Source organism: Pseudonocardia sp. 2-7 (assembly GCF_056341085.1).
Genome location: NZ_CP094507.1, coordinates 5,287,429 through 5,302,090 on the forward strand (window position 1 = coordinate 5,287,429; position 14,662 = coordinate 5,302,090).

General features: G+C 75.0%; 18 protein-coding genes. 9 read left to right on the forward strand and 9 right to left on the reverse strand.

Annotated features, from left to right (window positions below; genetic code table 11):
* Nucleotides 1-6: 6 nt before the first annotated feature.
* From MTO91_RS25515 to MTO91_RS25525, 3 genes are all read right to left on the reverse strand, one after another.
* On the reverse strand, nucleotides 7-231 hold the full coding sequence (locus tag MTO91_RS25515) for a hypothetical protein (RefSeq protein ID WP_455752476.1): 225 nt from the start codon (nucleotides 229-231) through the stop codon (nucleotides 7-9).
* A gap of 227 nt (nucleotides 232-458) precedes the next feature.
* Entirely contained in the window at nucleotides 459-1,391 is a 933-nt protein-coding gene (locus MTO91_RS25520) for a hypothetical protein (protein ID WP_405421103.1), read from the reverse strand.
* A gap of 176 nt (nucleotides 1,392-1,567) precedes the next feature.
* Nucleotides 1,568-2,560, reverse strand: coding sequence for a Gfo/Idh/MocA family protein (locus MTO91_RS25525; protein WP_350590703.1), 993 nt, complete (start codon nucleotides 2,558-2,560; stop codon nucleotides 1,568-1,570).
* Between the two features lie 125 nt (nucleotides 2,561-2,685).
* Between MTO91_RS25525 and MTO91_RS25530 the strand changes: the two genes are divergently transcribed.
* Nucleotides 2,686-3,096 (forward strand): VOC family protein, encoded by a 411-nt coding sequence (locus tag MTO91_RS25530; RefSeq protein WP_350590704.1) that lies wholly within the window; start codon nucleotides 2,686-2,688, stop codon nucleotides 3,094-3,096.
* Between the two features lie 133 nt (nucleotides 3,097-3,229).
* Here the strand turns inward: MTO91_RS25530 and aroQ are convergent, their stop codons facing one another.
* From aroQ to MTO91_RS25545, 3 genes are read right to left on the reverse strand one after another with little or no spacing between them, the layout of a single operon-like run.
* Nucleotides 3,230-3,703 carry a type II 3-dehydroquinate dehydratase gene (gene aroQ, locus MTO91_RS25535; RefSeq protein ID WP_405421652.1) on the reverse strand — a complete coding sequence of 158 codons (474 nt, stop codon included), beginning with the start codon at nucleotides 3,701-3,703 and terminating at the stop codon, nucleotides 3,230-3,232.
* A 4-nt stretch (nucleotides 3,704-3,707) separates the two neighbouring features.
* Complete coding sequence (locus tag MTO91_RS25540) at nucleotides 3,708-4,376, reverse strand: response regulator transcription factor (RefSeq protein WP_405421101.1); 669 nt, start codon at nucleotides 4,374-4,376, stop codon at nucleotides 3,708-3,710.
* Nucleotides 4,373-5,806: a sensor histidine kinase gene (locus MTO91_RS25545; RefSeq protein WP_476653047.1), complete on the reverse strand. Its 1,434-nt coding sequence runs from the start codon at nucleotides 5,804-5,806 to the stop codon at nucleotides 4,373-4,375. Before MTO91_RS25545 ends, MTO91_RS25540 begins: the two co-directional genes overlap by 4 nt.
* A gap of 168 nt (nucleotides 5,807-5,974) precedes the next feature.
* Here MTO91_RS25545 and MTO91_RS25550 point away from each other — a divergent pair, with 168 nt between their 5' ends.
* The 4 genes from MTO91_RS25550 to MTO91_RS25565 are packed head-to-tail and all read left to right on the forward strand — an operon-like array spanning nucleotide 5,975 to nucleotide 7,872.
* Nucleotides 5,975-6,541, forward strand: coding sequence for a DUF1707 SHOCT-like domain-containing protein (locus MTO91_RS25550; protein WP_251783485.1), 567 nt, complete (start codon nucleotides 5,975-5,977; stop codon nucleotides 6,539-6,541).
* Entirely contained in the window at nucleotides 6,538-7,059 is a 522-nt protein-coding gene (locus MTO91_RS25555; protein WP_476653048.1) for a hypothetical protein, read from the forward strand. The genes MTO91_RS25550 and MTO91_RS25555 overlap by 4 nt, the downstream gene beginning before the upstream one ends.
* Nucleotides 7,060-7,067: 8 nt before the next feature.
* A complete protein-coding gene (locus tag MTO91_RS25560) occupies nucleotides 7,068-7,394 on the forward strand; it encodes an ArsR/SmtB family transcription factor (RefSeq protein WP_062398577.1) in 327 nt (108 codons plus the stop codon).
* On the forward strand, nucleotides 7,384-7,872 hold the full coding sequence (locus MTO91_RS25565; protein ID WP_476653049.1) for an SRPBCC family protein: 489 nt from the start codon (nucleotides 7,384-7,386) through the stop codon (nucleotides 7,870-7,872). Before MTO91_RS25560 ends, MTO91_RS25565 begins: the two co-directional genes overlap by 11 nt.
* 56 nt (nucleotides 7,873-7,928) lie before the next feature.
* On the opposite strand, the gene MTO91_RS25570 is transcribed toward MTO91_RS25565, so the two are convergent.
* The gene (locus MTO91_RS25570) at nucleotides 7,929-8,429 is read right to left on the reverse strand and encodes a DnaJ family domain-containing protein (protein WP_251783481.1); all 501 of its coding nucleotides are present in this window, start codon (nucleotides 8,427-8,429) and stop codon (nucleotides 7,929-7,931) included.
* A 73-nt stretch (nucleotides 8,430-8,502) separates the two neighbouring features.
* Between MTO91_RS25570 and MTO91_RS25575 the strand changes: the two genes are divergently transcribed.
* The 3 genes from MTO91_RS25575 (at nucleotide 8,503) to MTO91_RS25585 (ending at nucleotide 12,443) form a co-directional block, all read left to right on the forward strand.
* Complete coding sequence (locus MTO91_RS25575; RefSeq protein WP_476653050.1) at nucleotides 8,503-9,159, forward strand: nuclease-related domain-containing protein; 657 nt, start codon at nucleotides 8,503-8,505, stop codon at nucleotides 9,157-9,159.
* 58 nt (nucleotides 9,160-9,217) lie between these two features.
* Nucleotides 9,218-11,314: a chorismate-binding protein gene (locus MTO91_RS25580; RefSeq protein ID WP_405421086.1), complete on the forward strand. Its 2,097-nt coding sequence runs from the start codon at nucleotides 9,218-9,220 to the stop codon at nucleotides 11,312-11,314.
* A gap of 211 nt (nucleotides 11,315-11,525) precedes the next feature.
* Complete coding sequence (locus MTO91_RS25585; protein ID WP_405421083.1) at nucleotides 11,526-12,443, forward strand: alpha/beta hydrolase; 918 nt, start codon at nucleotides 11,526-11,528, stop codon at nucleotides 12,441-12,443.
* On the opposite strand, the gene MTO91_RS25590 is transcribed toward MTO91_RS25585, so the two are convergent.
* Entirely contained in the window at nucleotides 12,444-13,157 is a 714-nt protein-coding gene (locus MTO91_RS25590; protein WP_357437133.1) for an alpha/beta fold hydrolase, read from the reverse strand.
* A gap of 20 nt (nucleotides 13,158-13,177) precedes the next feature.
* Between MTO91_RS25590 and MTO91_RS25595 the strand changes: the two genes are divergently transcribed.
* A complete protein-coding gene (locus MTO91_RS25595; RefSeq protein ID WP_357437135.1) occupies nucleotides 13,178-13,786 on the forward strand; it encodes a class I SAM-dependent methyltransferase in 609 nt (202 codons plus the stop codon).
* Here the strand turns inward: MTO91_RS25595 and MTO91_RS25600 are convergent.
* Nucleotides 13,776-14,627: an alpha/beta fold hydrolase gene (locus tag MTO91_RS25600; protein WP_476653052.1), complete on the reverse strand. Its 852-nt coding sequence runs from the start codon at nucleotides 14,625-14,627 to the stop codon at nucleotides 13,776-13,778. The genes MTO91_RS25595 and MTO91_RS25600 overlap by 11 nt on opposite strands.
* Nucleotides 14,628-14,662: the final 35 nt, after the last annotated feature.

Genomic DNA, 14,662 nt, shown 5'->3' on the forward strand with positions numbered 1-14,662 from the left:
CGAGAGCTAGACGGTTCCGCCGTAGGCTCCGACGACTCCAGCCGCGACTCCCTGGTCGTAGCCGAGGCCACCGGCGGTGACCTCGTAGTACATGTAGTACAGCAGGATCGCCTGCATGCCGTAGAAGGAGAACCGCTCGAACATCTCGACGCCGAAGAGCGTCGCGAGCTGAACGGGGTGACCGAGAAAGGTCCCCTCCCGGCGCTGAGGGTTGGTGGTGGTGTCGGACACCCGCCCGGTCTACCCTCGGAGTTTCATCAGGTAAAGATCGAACACCCGACTGATGCCTCACAGCCACCCGAGGTCCCCTACCACCGCCGCGGGTACGCCGCCGGCGAGCTACCCGGTCATGGCACAGCCTTGCACGGCATGCAGACCGTGATCGGCTTCGTGCAACAGCCGTCGACTGTTGCGGCGCACCCCGCGATGCACGCCGCACAGGCGATATAGCCTGCTTTTCATTTTGCATTCTTGCACGAGGCACAGCTGGCGCACCCCGCACACACCTTGAGGTCGATCGCACCACACCCGGGCCCGTCGTACATCGTTGTCGTACTACACGTTCCACACTTTCCCTGCACTTCTGCCGGATGCAGTTCAACGAGCCCAGCCCCGCTCACCGCCATCGCTTTCATCACGAGGACATCATTGCCCTGCTTCTGCCACATCGCATAATCTCGATGCCCCGCACCCTGAACTCCTGAGAATTCTCGCGCCACTAGCACACGGGCGTCGTCCGCCGCGAGCGCAGTCACCGTCATCTCTCCACCGCCTCGGAGCCTATGACGTGCCCCCTGCACCGCCACGGGCTGAAAGGTGAACGAGTCCATTCCAGCGCGCGTCATCAGCAGTCGGAAGTCGGAATCGACCGCGAGGCGGTCCATTGCACCGGAGAGGTAGCCGGACGGGAGATCGTGGTATCCGGCGGAGTGCAGTGCGGTGGTTCCGGCTGCAAGTCGGCGAACAGGAGCACCCGCCGTCGAGTTGATCATTCTCGGCGAGGCCACGGCCGTCACCGCTACCGCTCCGCCTACACAGGCGGCCCTGAGGAAGCCTGCTCTGGACAGGCTGGCCTGATCAGAGCGGCGACTCGTTCGCCCACCGAGGGCAAGAACAACTCGCCCGGCACGACGAAATCCAAGAAGACGAGTCAGAGTCGCCGCCATCCCGGCGCCGATATGACACCGAACCCCTTCTTCATCGACCTGGATGAGAGTCGGTCTCCATGGGGGATTCTTGCCGTAGAACGCGCTTCGCAGGTCCTTGACCATCGGATCCGCGAGCGGCACGACTTCGATCTCTGACGCAATCTCGTTCGAGACTACTTCACTGATCCTGGCGCAGCGACCGCACGACGAGTCAAATGCAAGGAAGAAATGGACGGGAGCCATGGCAACCACTTTCACCTCGACGACGACTCGCCCCCGACGCTAGGGGCCCACCATGTCGACCCGCAATCACGAGACCCGCTGGGACACCATAGAATGAATCTGTGTCTTTCTATTGAATGACATCGATGTCACCGTGAATGGACCGACAGGATCCCGTCCGCATGCTGGTCAGCGGATCACCTGAGCTCCGCCGGTCCCTCCTCCGGGACCATCCCGACCCGGTCGGCGACCGCGGCCATCACGTCCTGGACGGCGACGGTGTCGGCCAGCGGCATGACCGGGCTCTCCGTCTCTCCCGCCGCGACCCGGCGGGTCACCTCCTCGATCTCGTGCGCGTAGCCGCGCCCGGTGGCCGGCAGCACGATCTCCTCGGGGTCGGCGCCGTGCCGGTGCACCACGATCCGGTCCGGGTGGTGGAAGCGCGGCGGCACCTCGATCCAGCCCTCGGTGCCGATCACCCGGGCCGAGCCGGGCATCGCGCACTGCAGGCTGACCTGCAGTGCGGCGCTGCGGCCGTCGGGCCAACCGAGCAGGATGGACTCCTCCAGGTCCACACCGGACGGCGTCAGCGCACCGCTCGCGGCGACCGTGACCGGGCTGCCGAGCAGCATCTGGGCGAACGAGACCACGTAGACGCCGAGGTCGAACAGGGCGCCGCCGCCGAGCTCCGGGGAGAAGAAGCGGTCGTCGTCCGCGGTGCGGTTGCGCACGCCGAGGTCGGCCTGCACGGAGCGGACCTCCCCGATCGCGCCCTCGGCGACGAGCTCGCGCAGCCGGACGACGGCCGGGAAGAACCGCGTCCACATCGCCTCCATCACGAACACGCCGCGGTTGCGGGCGGCCGCGGCGATCTCGCGGGTCGCGACGGAGCTGACGGTGAACGCCTTCTCGATCATCAGGGCCTTGCCCGCCTCGATCGCGGCCAGCGCGATCGCGCGGTGCTGCGGGTGCGGGGTGGCGACGTAGAGGACGTCGACGTCCGGGTCGTCGAGGATCGCGCGGTAGCCGGTGTGCACCCGGTCGACGCCGTGCCGGCGGGCGAAGTCGGCACCGCGTTCCGCGGAACGCGACGCGACGGCGACGAGCTCGGCGCCGGGCACGTGCGCGAAGTCCGGTGCGACGGCGTCGGCGATGCGGCCGGGCCCGATGATTCCCCACTTCACGGTCATGCCCCGATCCTGCCCGGAGCCCGGCCGAAGTTCCCGGCGCACGACCGATGAGTCCGGTCACCGCCCCCGGTCCACCCCTTCGAACGGCACCGGGACCCCGGCGCCACCGTCCACAGGAGCCCCCGATGCCGAACATGATCTTCGTGAACCTGCCGGTCAGCGACCTGGACGCCGCGAAGGCGTTCTACTCCGCGCTCGGCTTCACCCTGAACGAGCAGTTCTCCGACGAGCGCACCGCCTCGTTCGTCGTCAGCGACGCCATCGTCGTCATGGTGATGGCGCAGGACCGGTTCCGGGAGTTCACCGAGCAGCCCGGTGTCGCCGACCCGCGGACCGCCCGCGAGGTCATCAACGCCTTCGGCGTCGAGAGCCGCGACGACGTCGACCGGCTGATCGACGCCGGTCTGGCCGCGGGCGGGGCGCTGTCCGGCAAGACCGAGGACCACGGCTTCATGTACGGCCGCGGCATCGACGACCCGGACGGCCACCACCTCGAGTTCGTGTGGATGGACCCGTCGGCCGTCGCCGGGGAGTGATCCCCGCCCGGTCCGTCACCGCCGTCCGAGGGGTACGGCGACGGACCGGGCCGACCGGCGCCGGCCCGGTCGGACGGCGCACGATCCGGCGGCGCACCGGCCGGGCAGCGCAGCGGCGGCGGGCGGCGCGGGTTCAGACGGCGCGCAGCGGGCGCACCTTGCGGACCAGCCCGTCGATGGCGAGCGCGTAGCCGTCGACGCCGAACCCGACGACGATCCCGGCCGCCACCGGCGAGACGAACGAGTGGTGCCGGAAGGTCTCGCGGCCGTGCACGTTGGAGATGTGCACCTCGACCGTGGGGAGCTCGGCGCCCTCGATCGCGTCGTGCAGCGCGACCGAGGTGTGGGTGTAGGCGGCGGCGTTGAGGACCAGGCCGACCGCGTCGCCGCGCTTCACCGCGGTGCCGGCCTCGTGGATCCAGTCGACGAGGACGCCCTCGTGGTTGGTCTGGCGGAAGTCCAGCTCGAGGTGGTGCGCGGCGGCCGACTCCCGGCACAGCGCCTCGACGTCGGTGAGCACGGTGGTCCCGTACACCTCCGGCTTGCGGGTCCCGAGCAGGTTGAGGTTCGGGCCGTTGAACACGAAGACGGTGGTCACGCCCGCGATCCTCTCAGCCGCTCCAGCCGGGGCGGACCAGGCCCGACTCGTAGGCCAGCACGACCAGCTGCGCGCGGTCCCGGGCGCCGAGCTTGGTCATCGTGCGGCTGACGTGGGTCTTCGCCGTCGTCGGGCTCATGTGCAGGCGGGCGGCGATCTCGTCGTTGGACAGCCCGGCCGCGACCTCCGCGAGGACCTCCCGCTCGCGGTCGGTGAGCTCGCCGAGCCGGACCGCGCCGTCGGGGCCGCCCCGGGAGCGCGCCGCGAACTCGGCGATCAGGGTGCGGGTGACCGCCGGGGCGAGCAGGGCCTCCCCGCCGTGGACGACCCGGATGGCGTGGATGAGGTCGGCCGGTTCGGAGTCCTTGACCAGGAATCCGCTGGCGCCGCCACGGATCGCGTCGAAGACGTAGGAGTCGTCGGTGAAGGTGGTCAGGACGACCACCCGGGTGCCGGCGAGCTCCGGGTCGTCGGTGATCTCCCGGGTCGCGGTGATGCCGTCGGTGCCGGGCATGCGGATGTCCATGAGGACGACGTCCGGGTGGTGCTCGCGGGCCGCGGTGACGGCCCGTGCGCCGTCGGCGGCCTCGGCGACCACGTCCAGGTCGGGCTGGGAGCCGAGCAGGGCGCGGAACCCGGAGCGGACGAGCGCCTGGTCGTCGGCGAGCAGGACGCGGATCACCTGTCGGCTCCCGGGGTCGCGGGGCGGTCGGGGACGTGGGCCCGCCCGGGGCGGTCGGTCGCCCCGGCGGCCCCGGCCCGTCCGGTCGGGTCGGCCGGAGCGGGTTCCGCGGGGGAACGCCCGGCCGGGGCGGAGCCCGGGGCGGCGGAGCCCTGGGCAGCGGGGTCCGGGGCAGCGGGGTCCGGGGCAGCGGGGTCCGGGGCAGCGGGGTCCGGGGCAGCGGGGTCCGGGGCAGCGGGGTCCGGGGCAGCGGGGTCCGCGGCGGCGGGGTCGGCCGGCGGCGCGGGCAGGTGGGCGCGCACCCGGAAGCCCCGCTCCGGGCCCGGCCCCGCCTCCAGGGTCCCGCCGACCGAGCGCGCACGCTCGCGCATGCCGGTCAGCCCCGTGCCGTCCACCGCGCCGGGCGCCGGGCCGGCACCGTCGTCGTCGACGGTCAGGTCCAGCGCGTCGTCGCCGAACCGCAGGGTGACCATCGCGCCACCGGCCCCGGCGTGCCGACGCGTGTTGGTCAGCGACTCCTGCACGATCCGGTACGCCGCCAGGTCGACCCCGGTCGGCAGCGGTCGCGGGGTCCCCTCGGCGCCGCGGCGCACCGGCAGCCCCGCGGCGCGCACCTCGTCGAGCAGCGCGTCGAGCCGGTCCAGGCCGGGGGTGGGCGCCCGCGGGGCCTGCTCGTCGACCCCACGCAGCACGCCGAGGGTGGAGCGCATCTCGCGCAGCAGGTCGCGGCTGGCCCGCTTGATCTCGGTGAGCGCGGTGCGGGCCTGCTCCGGGTCGTCGTCCATCAGGTAGAGCGCGACCCCGGCCTGCACGTTGATCAGGGAGACGTGGTGGCCCAGCACGTCGTGCAGCTCCTGGGCGATGCGCAGCCGCTCGGCGTCGGCGCTGCGCCGACGCTCGGCCTCGGCGGCCCGCCGGGCCTGCGCCGTGCGCTCGCGCCGGACCCGCCAGAGGGCGCCGCCCGCGACGAGCGCCGCCAGCCAGGCCAGGACCGGCGCGGTCGCCGGCCACGGGATCGGCCGCCCGGTCACGAGCAGCCACCCGGTCAGCACGGCCAGCGCGACGGCCACCACCGCGAGCGCGCGGTGGTGGCGCCCGGCGGCGACCGCCGACACCAGCGCCACGGCGAACGCGAACCCGAGCGGCCCGATCGGCGGGTACCCCAGGCCCAGGTAGACGACGACCGCGGCTGCGCACACCGCGAGCGCCACGACCCGGTTCAGGTGCCGGAACAGCAGCGCGACCGGCCCCACCGCGAGCAGTGCGACGGCGAGCCCGTCGAGCGGGAGTGCCGTCGCGTCCGGGTCCGGGTACTGCGCGCTGCGGACGGCGTAGAACGCCGTCCCGCCCACGGTGAACAGGCCGACGACCAGCGCAGGGACGAGGATCCGCGCGATCCCGCCCCACCTCGGACGTCGGTCGGCGGGCACGCGGGACACCGTAGACCGGGGCACCGACAGCGGTCGTCGTCCGGACGGTGACCGGTGCCGTACACCCGCGGGAGTACACGGGCGGCCGCTCCTTCCCCGGGGGCGACAGCGGGATCGGCGACCGCGGACGGACGCGCGCGACCCCCCGGCACCGCGACGCTGGCCGTCATGACAGCGACTCCGGACACCCGTCCCGCACCCGGACCGGCCACCGCCCCGGCACCGGCCGCACCGTCCCCCGTCACCCCGCCCCCGGCCGACGCGGTACCGGCCGCGACCGCGCCCACGGCGACGACCGCGGGCGGTCTCCCGCCCCGGTCCGACGCCGTGCTCGCCTCGGACGCCGAGCGCGAGCACGTCACCGCCCGGCTGCGGACGGCCGCCGCCGAGGGGCGCCTGACCCTCGCCGAGTCCGACGAGCGGCAGGCCGCCGCCTACGCCGCCCGCACCCGCGACGAGCTCGTCCCGCTGCTCGCCGGGCTGCCCCGCCCGCCGCGGCCGCGTCGCCCCCGGCGCGGTCCGCTCACCCCCCGCGCGCAGCGCAACCTGCGGATCCACGCCGGGGTGACCGTCGCCGTGCTGCTCCTGCTGGTCCTGGGCGCCGTGCTCGGCCCGGCGCCGCTGTTCGTCCCGATCGGGCCGGCGTTCTGGCTGGGCCTGATCCTGTTCGTGCACTCCCGGCGGGCCGAGCGCGAGGCGTCGCCGGACGAGGAGATGCCCGAGGAGCTGCGGTGACCGCCGTCGCCGAGCGGGCCGGACGGACCGCACCGCGGCGGCTCGCCCGGCGCCCGCGGGCCGCGTTGCGGACGGTGCACGTGCTGCTCGCGGTGGCCTGGACCGGCGCGTCGCTGGTGATGCTGGTGCTGCCCGTGGCGGTGCTGCTGCGGGGTGGCGACGCCGGGTTCGCCGTCGCGGTGATGGGCACCGTCGGGAACGGGATGATCCCGTTCCTCGCCGTCGGCACCGTCCTCAGCGGGGCGGCCCTCGGCCTCGGAACGGCGTGGGGGCTGTTCCGGTACCGCTGGGTCGTCGCGAAGACCGTGCTGGCGCCGGCGGTGATCGTCTCGTCGGTCGCGCTCACCACCGGGTGGGTCGACGTCGCCGCGGCCGGGGACCGGTCGGTCCTGCCGCTGCTGGTCGCGGCGTCGGTGCTGCATCAGGTGATGCTGCTGGGCGCGACGGTGCTGTCGGTGGAGAAGCCCGGCGGACGGCTGTCCCGGCAGCGGTTGACAGGCAACCGAATGGTTGCATAATTGGCGGCGTGACCGACGTGGACGCCGTCTTCCGCGCACTCGCGGACCCGACGCGGCGGCGCATCCTCGACCGGTTGCACGAGCAGGGCGAGTCGACGCTCGGCGCACTGTGCGAGGGGCTGGACATGAGCCGGCAGGCCGTCTCCAAGCACCTCGCGCAGCTGGAGTCCGCCGGGCTGGTGACCACGCTGCGTCGCGGCCGGGAGAAGCTCCACCACCTCGACCCGGTCCCCATCCAGGAGATCCACGACCGGTGGATCGGGAAGTTCGAGCGCAGCCGGGTGCAGGCGGTCACCGCCCTGCGCGCGGCGCTGGAGGAGCACGATGAGCAGTGAGCGCAGGTTCGTCTACACGACCTACATCCGCAGCACCGCCGAGCAGGTGTTCCGGGCGCTGACCACGCCGGAGTTCACCATGCAGTACTGGGGCGGCGCGGAGCTGACCTCGGACTGGCGGGTGGGCAGCCCGCTGGAGGCGGTCCACCCCGACCGCGACGACTTCATCGGCGAGATCCTCGCCGTCGAGCCGCCACACCGGTTGTCCTACACCTTCACCGGGCAGGCGGAACGGGCCGCGGGACGGCCGCCGACCGTCGTCGAGTTCACGCTCTCCCCGTTCGGCGAGGAGGCGGTGAAGCTGCAGGTCGTCCACACCGGTTTCACCGACGACGAGCAGGGCGCGCAGGACGCCCGCGACGTGGGCGAGGGCTGGCCCGCGATCCTGTCCGCGCTCAAGACGCTGCTGGAGACCGACCGGCCGCTGGCCTCCCCCGGTCACTTCGCGCCACGGACACCGGCGACGCCCGCCCGGTGAGTCCGCGCGCGGACCTGTCGCCCCGGTGGTCTCCGGGGCGAGGGGCCCGACGGCTCTCAGCGGCCGAACAGGCGTGCCCACCAGCCACGGCGGGACCCCGGCGCGGTCTCCGCGGTGGCGGGCGGCGGCGCGGCGGGCCGGGCGGCGGCCCGTCGCCGCTCCCGGGCCGCGTGCCAGCGCGCGACGACCTCGTCGGCGTCGAGCCTGCGGATCGGCACGCGCGGGCCCATCGGGTGGCGCATGTGGTCGACGACCCGGGAGTTGACCTCCTCGACGTGCTCACGCACGCGGCGCTCGTCGACGAAGCGGGTGACGGTCTCGTCGATCCGGTCCAGCTCCTTGCGCAGCTGGATCGACGGCGGCAGCATCGCGTCGCCCGGGACGCCCTCCCGCTCCAGGTAGCCGCGGATCCACCAGTTCTCGTCGACCGGGCCGATCCGTCCCGCCCCGGGCAACGGCTTGCCCTTGCCGGGCAGGTCGTCGAAGTCGCCCCGCTCGACGGCCTCCCGGATCGTCCGGTCGACCGGTGACTCGAACCGCGGGTCCACACCGTTCATGGCTGCACCACCCCGTCGCGAGATTACCGGCGAGCGCCGTTTCCTGTCGGTGGTCGGGTGCACACTCCGCGCCATGACGACGACACCGGCGACGACCCCCACCACCGACCGTTCCCGCGCACTGGACCTGGCGCGCCACTACCCCGGCCGGCGGGTGGGGCACGTCGCCGCGCAGCAGCGGAGGGCGGGGTTCCCCGACCGCAACTGGCGCCTCGGCGCCGACGGCGAGCAGCGCACCGCGCACCTGCTGACCGCGCTCACCGGGCGGACCCGCCGGGACCGGCTGCTCGGCAGGCCCCCGGCATGGCAGGTCCTGCACTCGGTCCCGCTCGACGGCGGCGCCGCCGACCTCGACCACGTCCTGATCGGGCCGCCCGGCATCTGCGTCGTCGACACCCGCCACCACCGCGGCCGCTCCCTGCTCCTCGACGGCGATCGGCTGGTCGTCGCGGGGACGGCCACGGACGCGGTGCCGCGGGCCCGGGCCGAGGCGCAGCGGGTCCGCGAGCTGCTGCTCCCCCGGCTCGGGGCCGCCGCCGCGTCGACGCCGGTCCGCCCGGTGATCGCGCTGGTCGGGGCCCCGCTCCGGGTGCGCCGCTGGCCCGACGACGTCGTGGTCGCCACCGGGGGCGCGCTGGTGTACGCCCTGCGCGGGCTGACCCCGGTACTCGGCCCGCGGGAGGTGGAGCGGATCCACGCCGTCGCCCGGCGCCCGGAGAGCTGGGAGTGAGGCGTGCGCCGGGTCACGGCGCCTTCCCCGCGCGGGGCCGGATCAGCATGCTCTCCCGGTGACCTCGACCGCCCCGGCCCGGACCGGGCTGCACCGTGTCCCGGTCCCGGACGGTGTCGCACCGTCCGGGGTGGCGGCGGCGGTGCGCCTGCTCGCCCACCGGCCGCGGCTGGTCGCCTTCGGCGGGAGCTGGTCGTGGGGGGCACTGGTCGCCACCGACCCGGTGCTCACCGCACCGGACGGGGCCGACCCGTTCGCCGTGCTGGACGCGCCGCCACCGTCCGCGGGCCCGGCGGCGAGCCCGGGCGCCGGGACCGCCGGGGCCGTCGGAGGCGGCTGGTTCGGGCTCCTGGACCACGCCCCGCCCGGTGTGCGGCCGACGGCGGTGCTGTCCTGGTACCGCGACGTGCTGCGGCACGACGGCGAGCGCTGGTGGTTCGAGGCGCTGGTCGCCGGCGGAGCCCCGCTGCCGGGCCTGCCGGACGACCCCGGTGCGGTGCACCCCGACACCGGCTCGGCCGAGCGCCGGTACACGCAGCTGTGCGCCGACCTCGCCCGCCCGGCGCCGGGCCGGACGGCCCGGATCGCGGTCACCCGGTGGCCCGACCGCGACGCACACCTGGCCGCGGTCGAGCGGTGCGTCACCGAGATCCGCCGCGGCGAGATCTTCCAGGCCAACATCGCGACCCGGCTGGAGGTGCGGCTCGACGGCGACCCGCACGAGGCGTGGGCCCGGCTGGTCGAGCCGGTCGCACCGGCCCGCGCCGCGCTCGTCGTGACGCCGGAGCGGGCCGCGGTGGGCGCGAGCCCGGAGCTGTTCCTGCACCGTGCCGGGGACCGGGTCACCACCGCGCCGATCAAGGGCACCCGGCCGCGCACCGGTGGCGACGCCGACGACGCCGAACGCGCGCGGCTCGGCGCCTCGGTGAAGGACGCGGCCGAAAACGTGATGATCGTCGACCTGATGCGCAACGACCTGGCCCGGGTGGCACGGCCCGGCGGGGTGCGGCCGGGGCGGCTGCTCGCCGTCGAACCGCATCCGGGGGTGTGGCACCTGGTGTCGCGGGTGCACGCGACGCTGCGCGACGACGTCACCGACGCCGACCTGCTCATCGCCACGTTCCCGCCGGGCTCGGTCACCGGCGCGCCGAAGATCCGGGCCTGCGAGGTGATCGCCGACTGCGAGGACGGCGACCGCGGGCTGTTCACCGGCGCCGTCGGCGGGGTGAGCCCGCTGGCCGGACTGGAGCTGAACGTCGCGATCCGCACCCTCGACCTCGGCCCCGCCGGGCCCGACGGCAGCCGCAGCGGCCGGCTCGGCGTCGGCGGGGGCATCACCGTCGACTCCGACCCGGCGGAGGAGTTCGGCGAGGTCCTGACCAAGGCCGCCCCGGTCCTGGCCGCGCTGGACGGCCCGCCCCGGCCGGTCCGGCCGCCCGTCGCCCGGCCCGCCGACCGGGCCGCGGGCCTGTTCGAGACGCTGGCCTGCGTCGACGGCCGGGCCCGCCGGGTCGGCGAGCACGCCGCCCGGCTGCGCCGCTCCTACCTCGCGGTCACCGGCCGCCCCCTCGACGCGCGGGTCGAGGCCGAGGTCGCCACGGCCGTCGCGGGGGCGGCCGGGCACCACCGGGTCCGGGTCGAGGCGACACCGGACGACCCGTCGCGGGTCACCGTGCGCGCGGTCCTCTGGCCCGGACCGGTCCCGCTCGACGCACAGGGCGGGGTGGTCGCCGTCGTCCGCCGCGGCACCGACGGCGAGTCCCACAAGTTCGTCGACCGCCGCTGGCTCGACGCCCACGAGGCCGGGGTCGGGGACGGTTCGCCGCTGCTGTGCGACCCGGCGGGCCTGGTGCTGGAGACGACGCGTTCCGCCGTCGCCGCCGTGCACCGGGGGCGGCTGTGGGTCCCCCCGCTCGACGGCCGCATCCTGCCCGGCACCGGCCGCCGCGCGCTGCTCGACCTGCTGGGCCCCGGCGCCGTGCGGATCGCCCCGCTGCCCCTGGCCGCGCTCACCGGGGCCGACGGGTTCCTGCTGGTCAACGCGCTGCGCGGGGTGCAGTGGGTGCACCGGGTCGAGGACGACGACCAGACCGTCGCCACGTGGGCCGCCCCGGACCCGCTGACCCGACGCCTCGCCGCGGCGCTGTCGCGCTGACCGGGCGTCGCGCCACCACACCGCCCCTGACGACCGCCGGTGCCGCCCCGCGGTCCCCACCCGGCACCGGGCCAGCGGCACCGCGACCGGCGGCGCGACCGGCACCGCCCCGTCCGGTACGGACCGCACGGACCTCGCACCTCGCAGCCCCTGCAGACGGTGCGAGGTCCTCGAGGTGTGCGAGGCCGGCCCGCACCGGCAGGATCGGGTCGTGAGCACCGACCGGATCGCCGCCGAGCTGCGTCGCCCCCTGCGGTGGGTCCCACCGATCCCGCTGCACCGCCCCCGGCTGCTGCGCCTGCTGCAGCGGCTGTCCCGGCGCGGCAGGCCCGCCACCGTCGACGGGGTCCGGTCCACCACCCACCCGGGCCCGCCGCTGCTGCGCGTGCACGTCCCCGACCACCGCACGACCCCCGCGGCGCTGCTGTGGTTCCACGGCGGCGGCCTCGTCCTGGGCTCCCCCATGATCGACGACGTGCGGTGCGGCGAGCTCGCCGCGGACCTGGGGATCGTCGTCGTCTCGGTGGACTACCGGCTCGCGCCCGGTGACCCGTTCCCCGCCGCGCTCGACGACTGCCACGCCGGCTGGACCTGGCTGCGGGACGCCGCCGGCCGGCTGGAGGTCGACCCGGCGCGGATCGCCGTCGGCGGGGCGAGCGCCGGGGGCTGCCTGGCCGCCGCGCTGGTCCAGCGCCTGCACGACGAGGGCGGACCGCAGCCGGTCGCGCAGTGGCTGGTCTACCCGATGCTCGACGACCGCACCGCCGCCCGTCGCGAGCTCGACCGGCCCCCGCACCGGGTGTGGAACAACCGCAACAACGAGGTCGGCTGGCGCGCCTACCTGGGGCGCCCGCCCGGGACCGGCGAGCCCGCCCCGTACGCGGTGCCCGCCCGTCGCGCCGACCTGTCCGGGCTGCCGCCCGCGTGGATCGGCGTCGGCGACGTCGACCTGTTCCACGACGAGGACATCACCTACGCGCAGCGGCTGCGCGAGGCCGGGGTGCCCGTCGAGCTCGACGTCGTCCCCGGCGCCCCGCACGGCTTCGACGGCTGGGGCAAGGGCGTCGCGATCGCCGACGACTTCACCGGGCGCTCGGTCGCCTGGCTGCGCGGCGCGCTCGGCAGCTGATCACCCGGCCAGGTCCAGCAGCAGCGCGGCCAGCTCGCGGGGCCGGTTCTGCGGCACCAGGTGGTGGGTGTCGATCTCGGCGTAGCGCCAGGCGTCGGAGGTCCGGGCGCGGTCGGCGGCCGCGGTGAACGCCCCGCCCGCGACGTCCTCCCGGGTGGCCCGCACGAACGTCCGGCCGCACGGCCACTGCTCCAGCGGCCGGGACAGCCGCACCGGCTCGGTGAGCGTGCGGACCGGCTGCGGGGAGCGCCGCGGCGCCGACCACGCGGCCTCGGCCGGGTCGTCGTAGTGCCGCTCCGGGCCCGGGACCAGCCACGACGACCCCAGCCCCGCCGAGCCCGGCGCGGGCACCGCACCGGCGAGGGCGGGTGCCAGGTCGAGGGCGGACTCGCCGTCGTCGGGGACGAACGCGTCGAGGTAGACCAGCTCACGGACCCGGTCGCCGATCTCGTCGAGCGCCCCGGTGACGACCATGCCGCCGTAGGAGAACCCGAGCAGCACGATGTCGCGCAGGTCCTCGTAGAGCACGGCGGCGACCACGTCGCGCACGTGGACGGACAGGTCGATCCACGGCCCGGCCAGGTGCGAGCGCTCCCCGATGCCGGTGAGCGCGGGCGTCACCACGTCGTGGCCGGCCGCGCGCAGCAGCGGGCGCACCAGGTGGAAGGAGTGGGCGCCGCCCCAGGCGCCGTGGACCAGCACGAACGTCGTCATGACGGCAGACTCCCACGACGATGAACGATTTCCCCGACGGCTTCTTCGACCGCGCCGACCCGGCCGACGACCGCGAGTTCTACCTGCCCCCGCGCTTCGTCCAGCACATCGACGAGGGCGCCATCGCCGCCGCGTCGGCGTTCTACGACGAGATCGGCACCACCGGCCGGGTGCTGGACCTGATGTCGTCGTGGGTGTCGCACCTGCCGCACCGCCCGGAGCACCTGACCGTGCTGGGCATGAACCGGGCCGAGCTCGCCGCCAACGAGATGGCCCACGAGGCCGTCCGCCACGACCTCAACGCCGACCCGGTGCTCCCCTTCGCCGACGCCGCGTTCGACGCCTGCGTCTGCACCGTCTCGGTCGACTACCTGACCGACCCGGTCGCGGTGTTCGCCGAGGTGGGACGGGTGCTGGTGCCGGGCGGGGTGTTCGCCACCACGTTCTCGAACCGCTGCTTCCCGACCAAGGCGGTCCGCGGGTGGCTCGCCTCCGACGACAGGACGCGGGTCGCGATCGTCGGGGAGTACTTCCGGCGCAGCGGCGCGTTCGACACCCCGGTGGCCCGTGACTGCGGCGCACCCGGGGATCCGCTGTACGCGGTGTGGGCCCGCACCCCTACCGGCTGACGAAGTCCAGCACCGCCCGCTCGAACTCCCGCGGACGCTCCATGTTCGGGTAGTGCGCGGTCCCACCGATCTCGCCGGAGCGGCCGTCCGGGACGGCGGCGACCGCGTCGGCGACGATCCGCCGGTGGTCGTCGGAATCGAGGGCGCCGACGAGACCGAGCAGCGGCACCGGGAACGCGCCGGCGCGCTCGACGGCGTCGTCGAGGAAGCCGATCGGGCCCGGGGGCGCGGCCGGGTCCGCGGGCAGGTGGTGGGACAGCAGGTCGACCGCCATCAGCCGGATCTCGGCGAGGACGGCCGGGTCCACGTCGGCCTCCGTGCGGAACGGGCCGGGCACGAACTCCAGGAACACCCGGACCCAGCGCTCGGCGTCGAGGTCCAGGCGCGCCTGCTCCCAGCGCGCCATGGTGTCGACCGTCCACGGGTCGGTCCACACCGGCTCGCCCGCGCCGGCGCCGCACAGCACGACCCGGTCGACGAGGTCCGGGCGTTCCAGCGCGGTGTCGAACGCGACCCGCGCCCCCATCGACAGTCCGACGAGCGCGACCGGCCCGGCGTCGAGGTGCTCCAGCAGCGCGGCGAGGTCGGCGTGCGGCCGGTAGCCCTGCGGGCCGGGCGTCGACGACGCGCCGTGCCCGCGGGCGTCCGGCACCACGACCCGGTGCCGGGCGGACAGCGGCCCGATCTGACGCGACCACATCCGTCCGTCGACGGCGCCCCCGTGCAGCAACACCAGCGGCGGGCGCCCGTCCGGGTGCGGGCCGGTGTCGCGGTAGGCGATCCGGCCGTCCTCCACGGGCAGGAACGTCGGGACGGTGACCTGGGCGAGGGCAAGCGTCATGACAACCAAGGTGTCATTATTTGGGCATCGTGACA

What these genes read in the sequence shown, in the direction of transcription:
- MTO91_RS25550 (WP_251783485.1), top strand. Translation starts at nt 5,975, where the DNA reads ATGACAGCGACTCCGGACACCCGTCCCGCACCCGGACCGGCCACCGCC.
- MTO91_RS25530 (WP_350590704.1), top strand. Translation starts at nt 2,686, where the DNA reads ATGCCGAACATGATCTTCGTGAACCTGCCGGTCAGCGACCTGGACGCC.
- MTO91_RS25590 (WP_357437133.1), bottom strand. Translation starts at nt 13,157, where the DNA reads ATGACGACGTTCGTGCTGGTCCACGGCGCCTGGGGCGGCGCCCACTCC.
- MTO91_RS25520 (WP_405421103.1), bottom strand. Translation starts at nt 1,391, where the DNA reads ATGGCTCCCGTCCATTTCTTCCTTGCATTTGACTCGTCGTGCGGTCGC.
- MTO91_RS25595 (WP_357437135.1), top strand. Translation starts at nt 13,178, where the DNA reads ATGAACGATTTCCCCGACGGCTTCTTCGACCGCGCCGACCCGGCCGAC.
- MTO91_RS25600 (WP_476653052.1), bottom strand. Translation starts at nt 14,627, where the DNA reads ATGACGCTTGCCCTCGCCCAGGTCACCGTCCCGACGTTCCTGCCCGTG.
- MTO91_RS25575 (WP_476653050.1), top strand. Translation starts at nt 8,503, where the DNA reads ATGACGACGACACCGGCGACGACCCCCACCACCGACCGTTCCCGCGCA.
- MTO91_RS25565 (WP_476653049.1), top strand. Translation starts at nt 7,384, where the DNA reads ATGAGCAGTGAGCGCAGGTTCGTCTACACGACCTACATCCGCAGCACC.
- MTO91_RS25570 (WP_251783481.1), bottom strand. Translation starts at nt 8,429, where the DNA reads ATGAACGGTGTGGACCCGCGGTTCGAGTCACCGGTCGACCGGACGATC.
- MTO91_RS25525 (WP_350590703.1), bottom strand. Translation starts at nt 2,560, where the DNA reads ATGACCGTGAAGTGGGGAATCATCGGGCCCGGCCGCATCGCCGACGCC.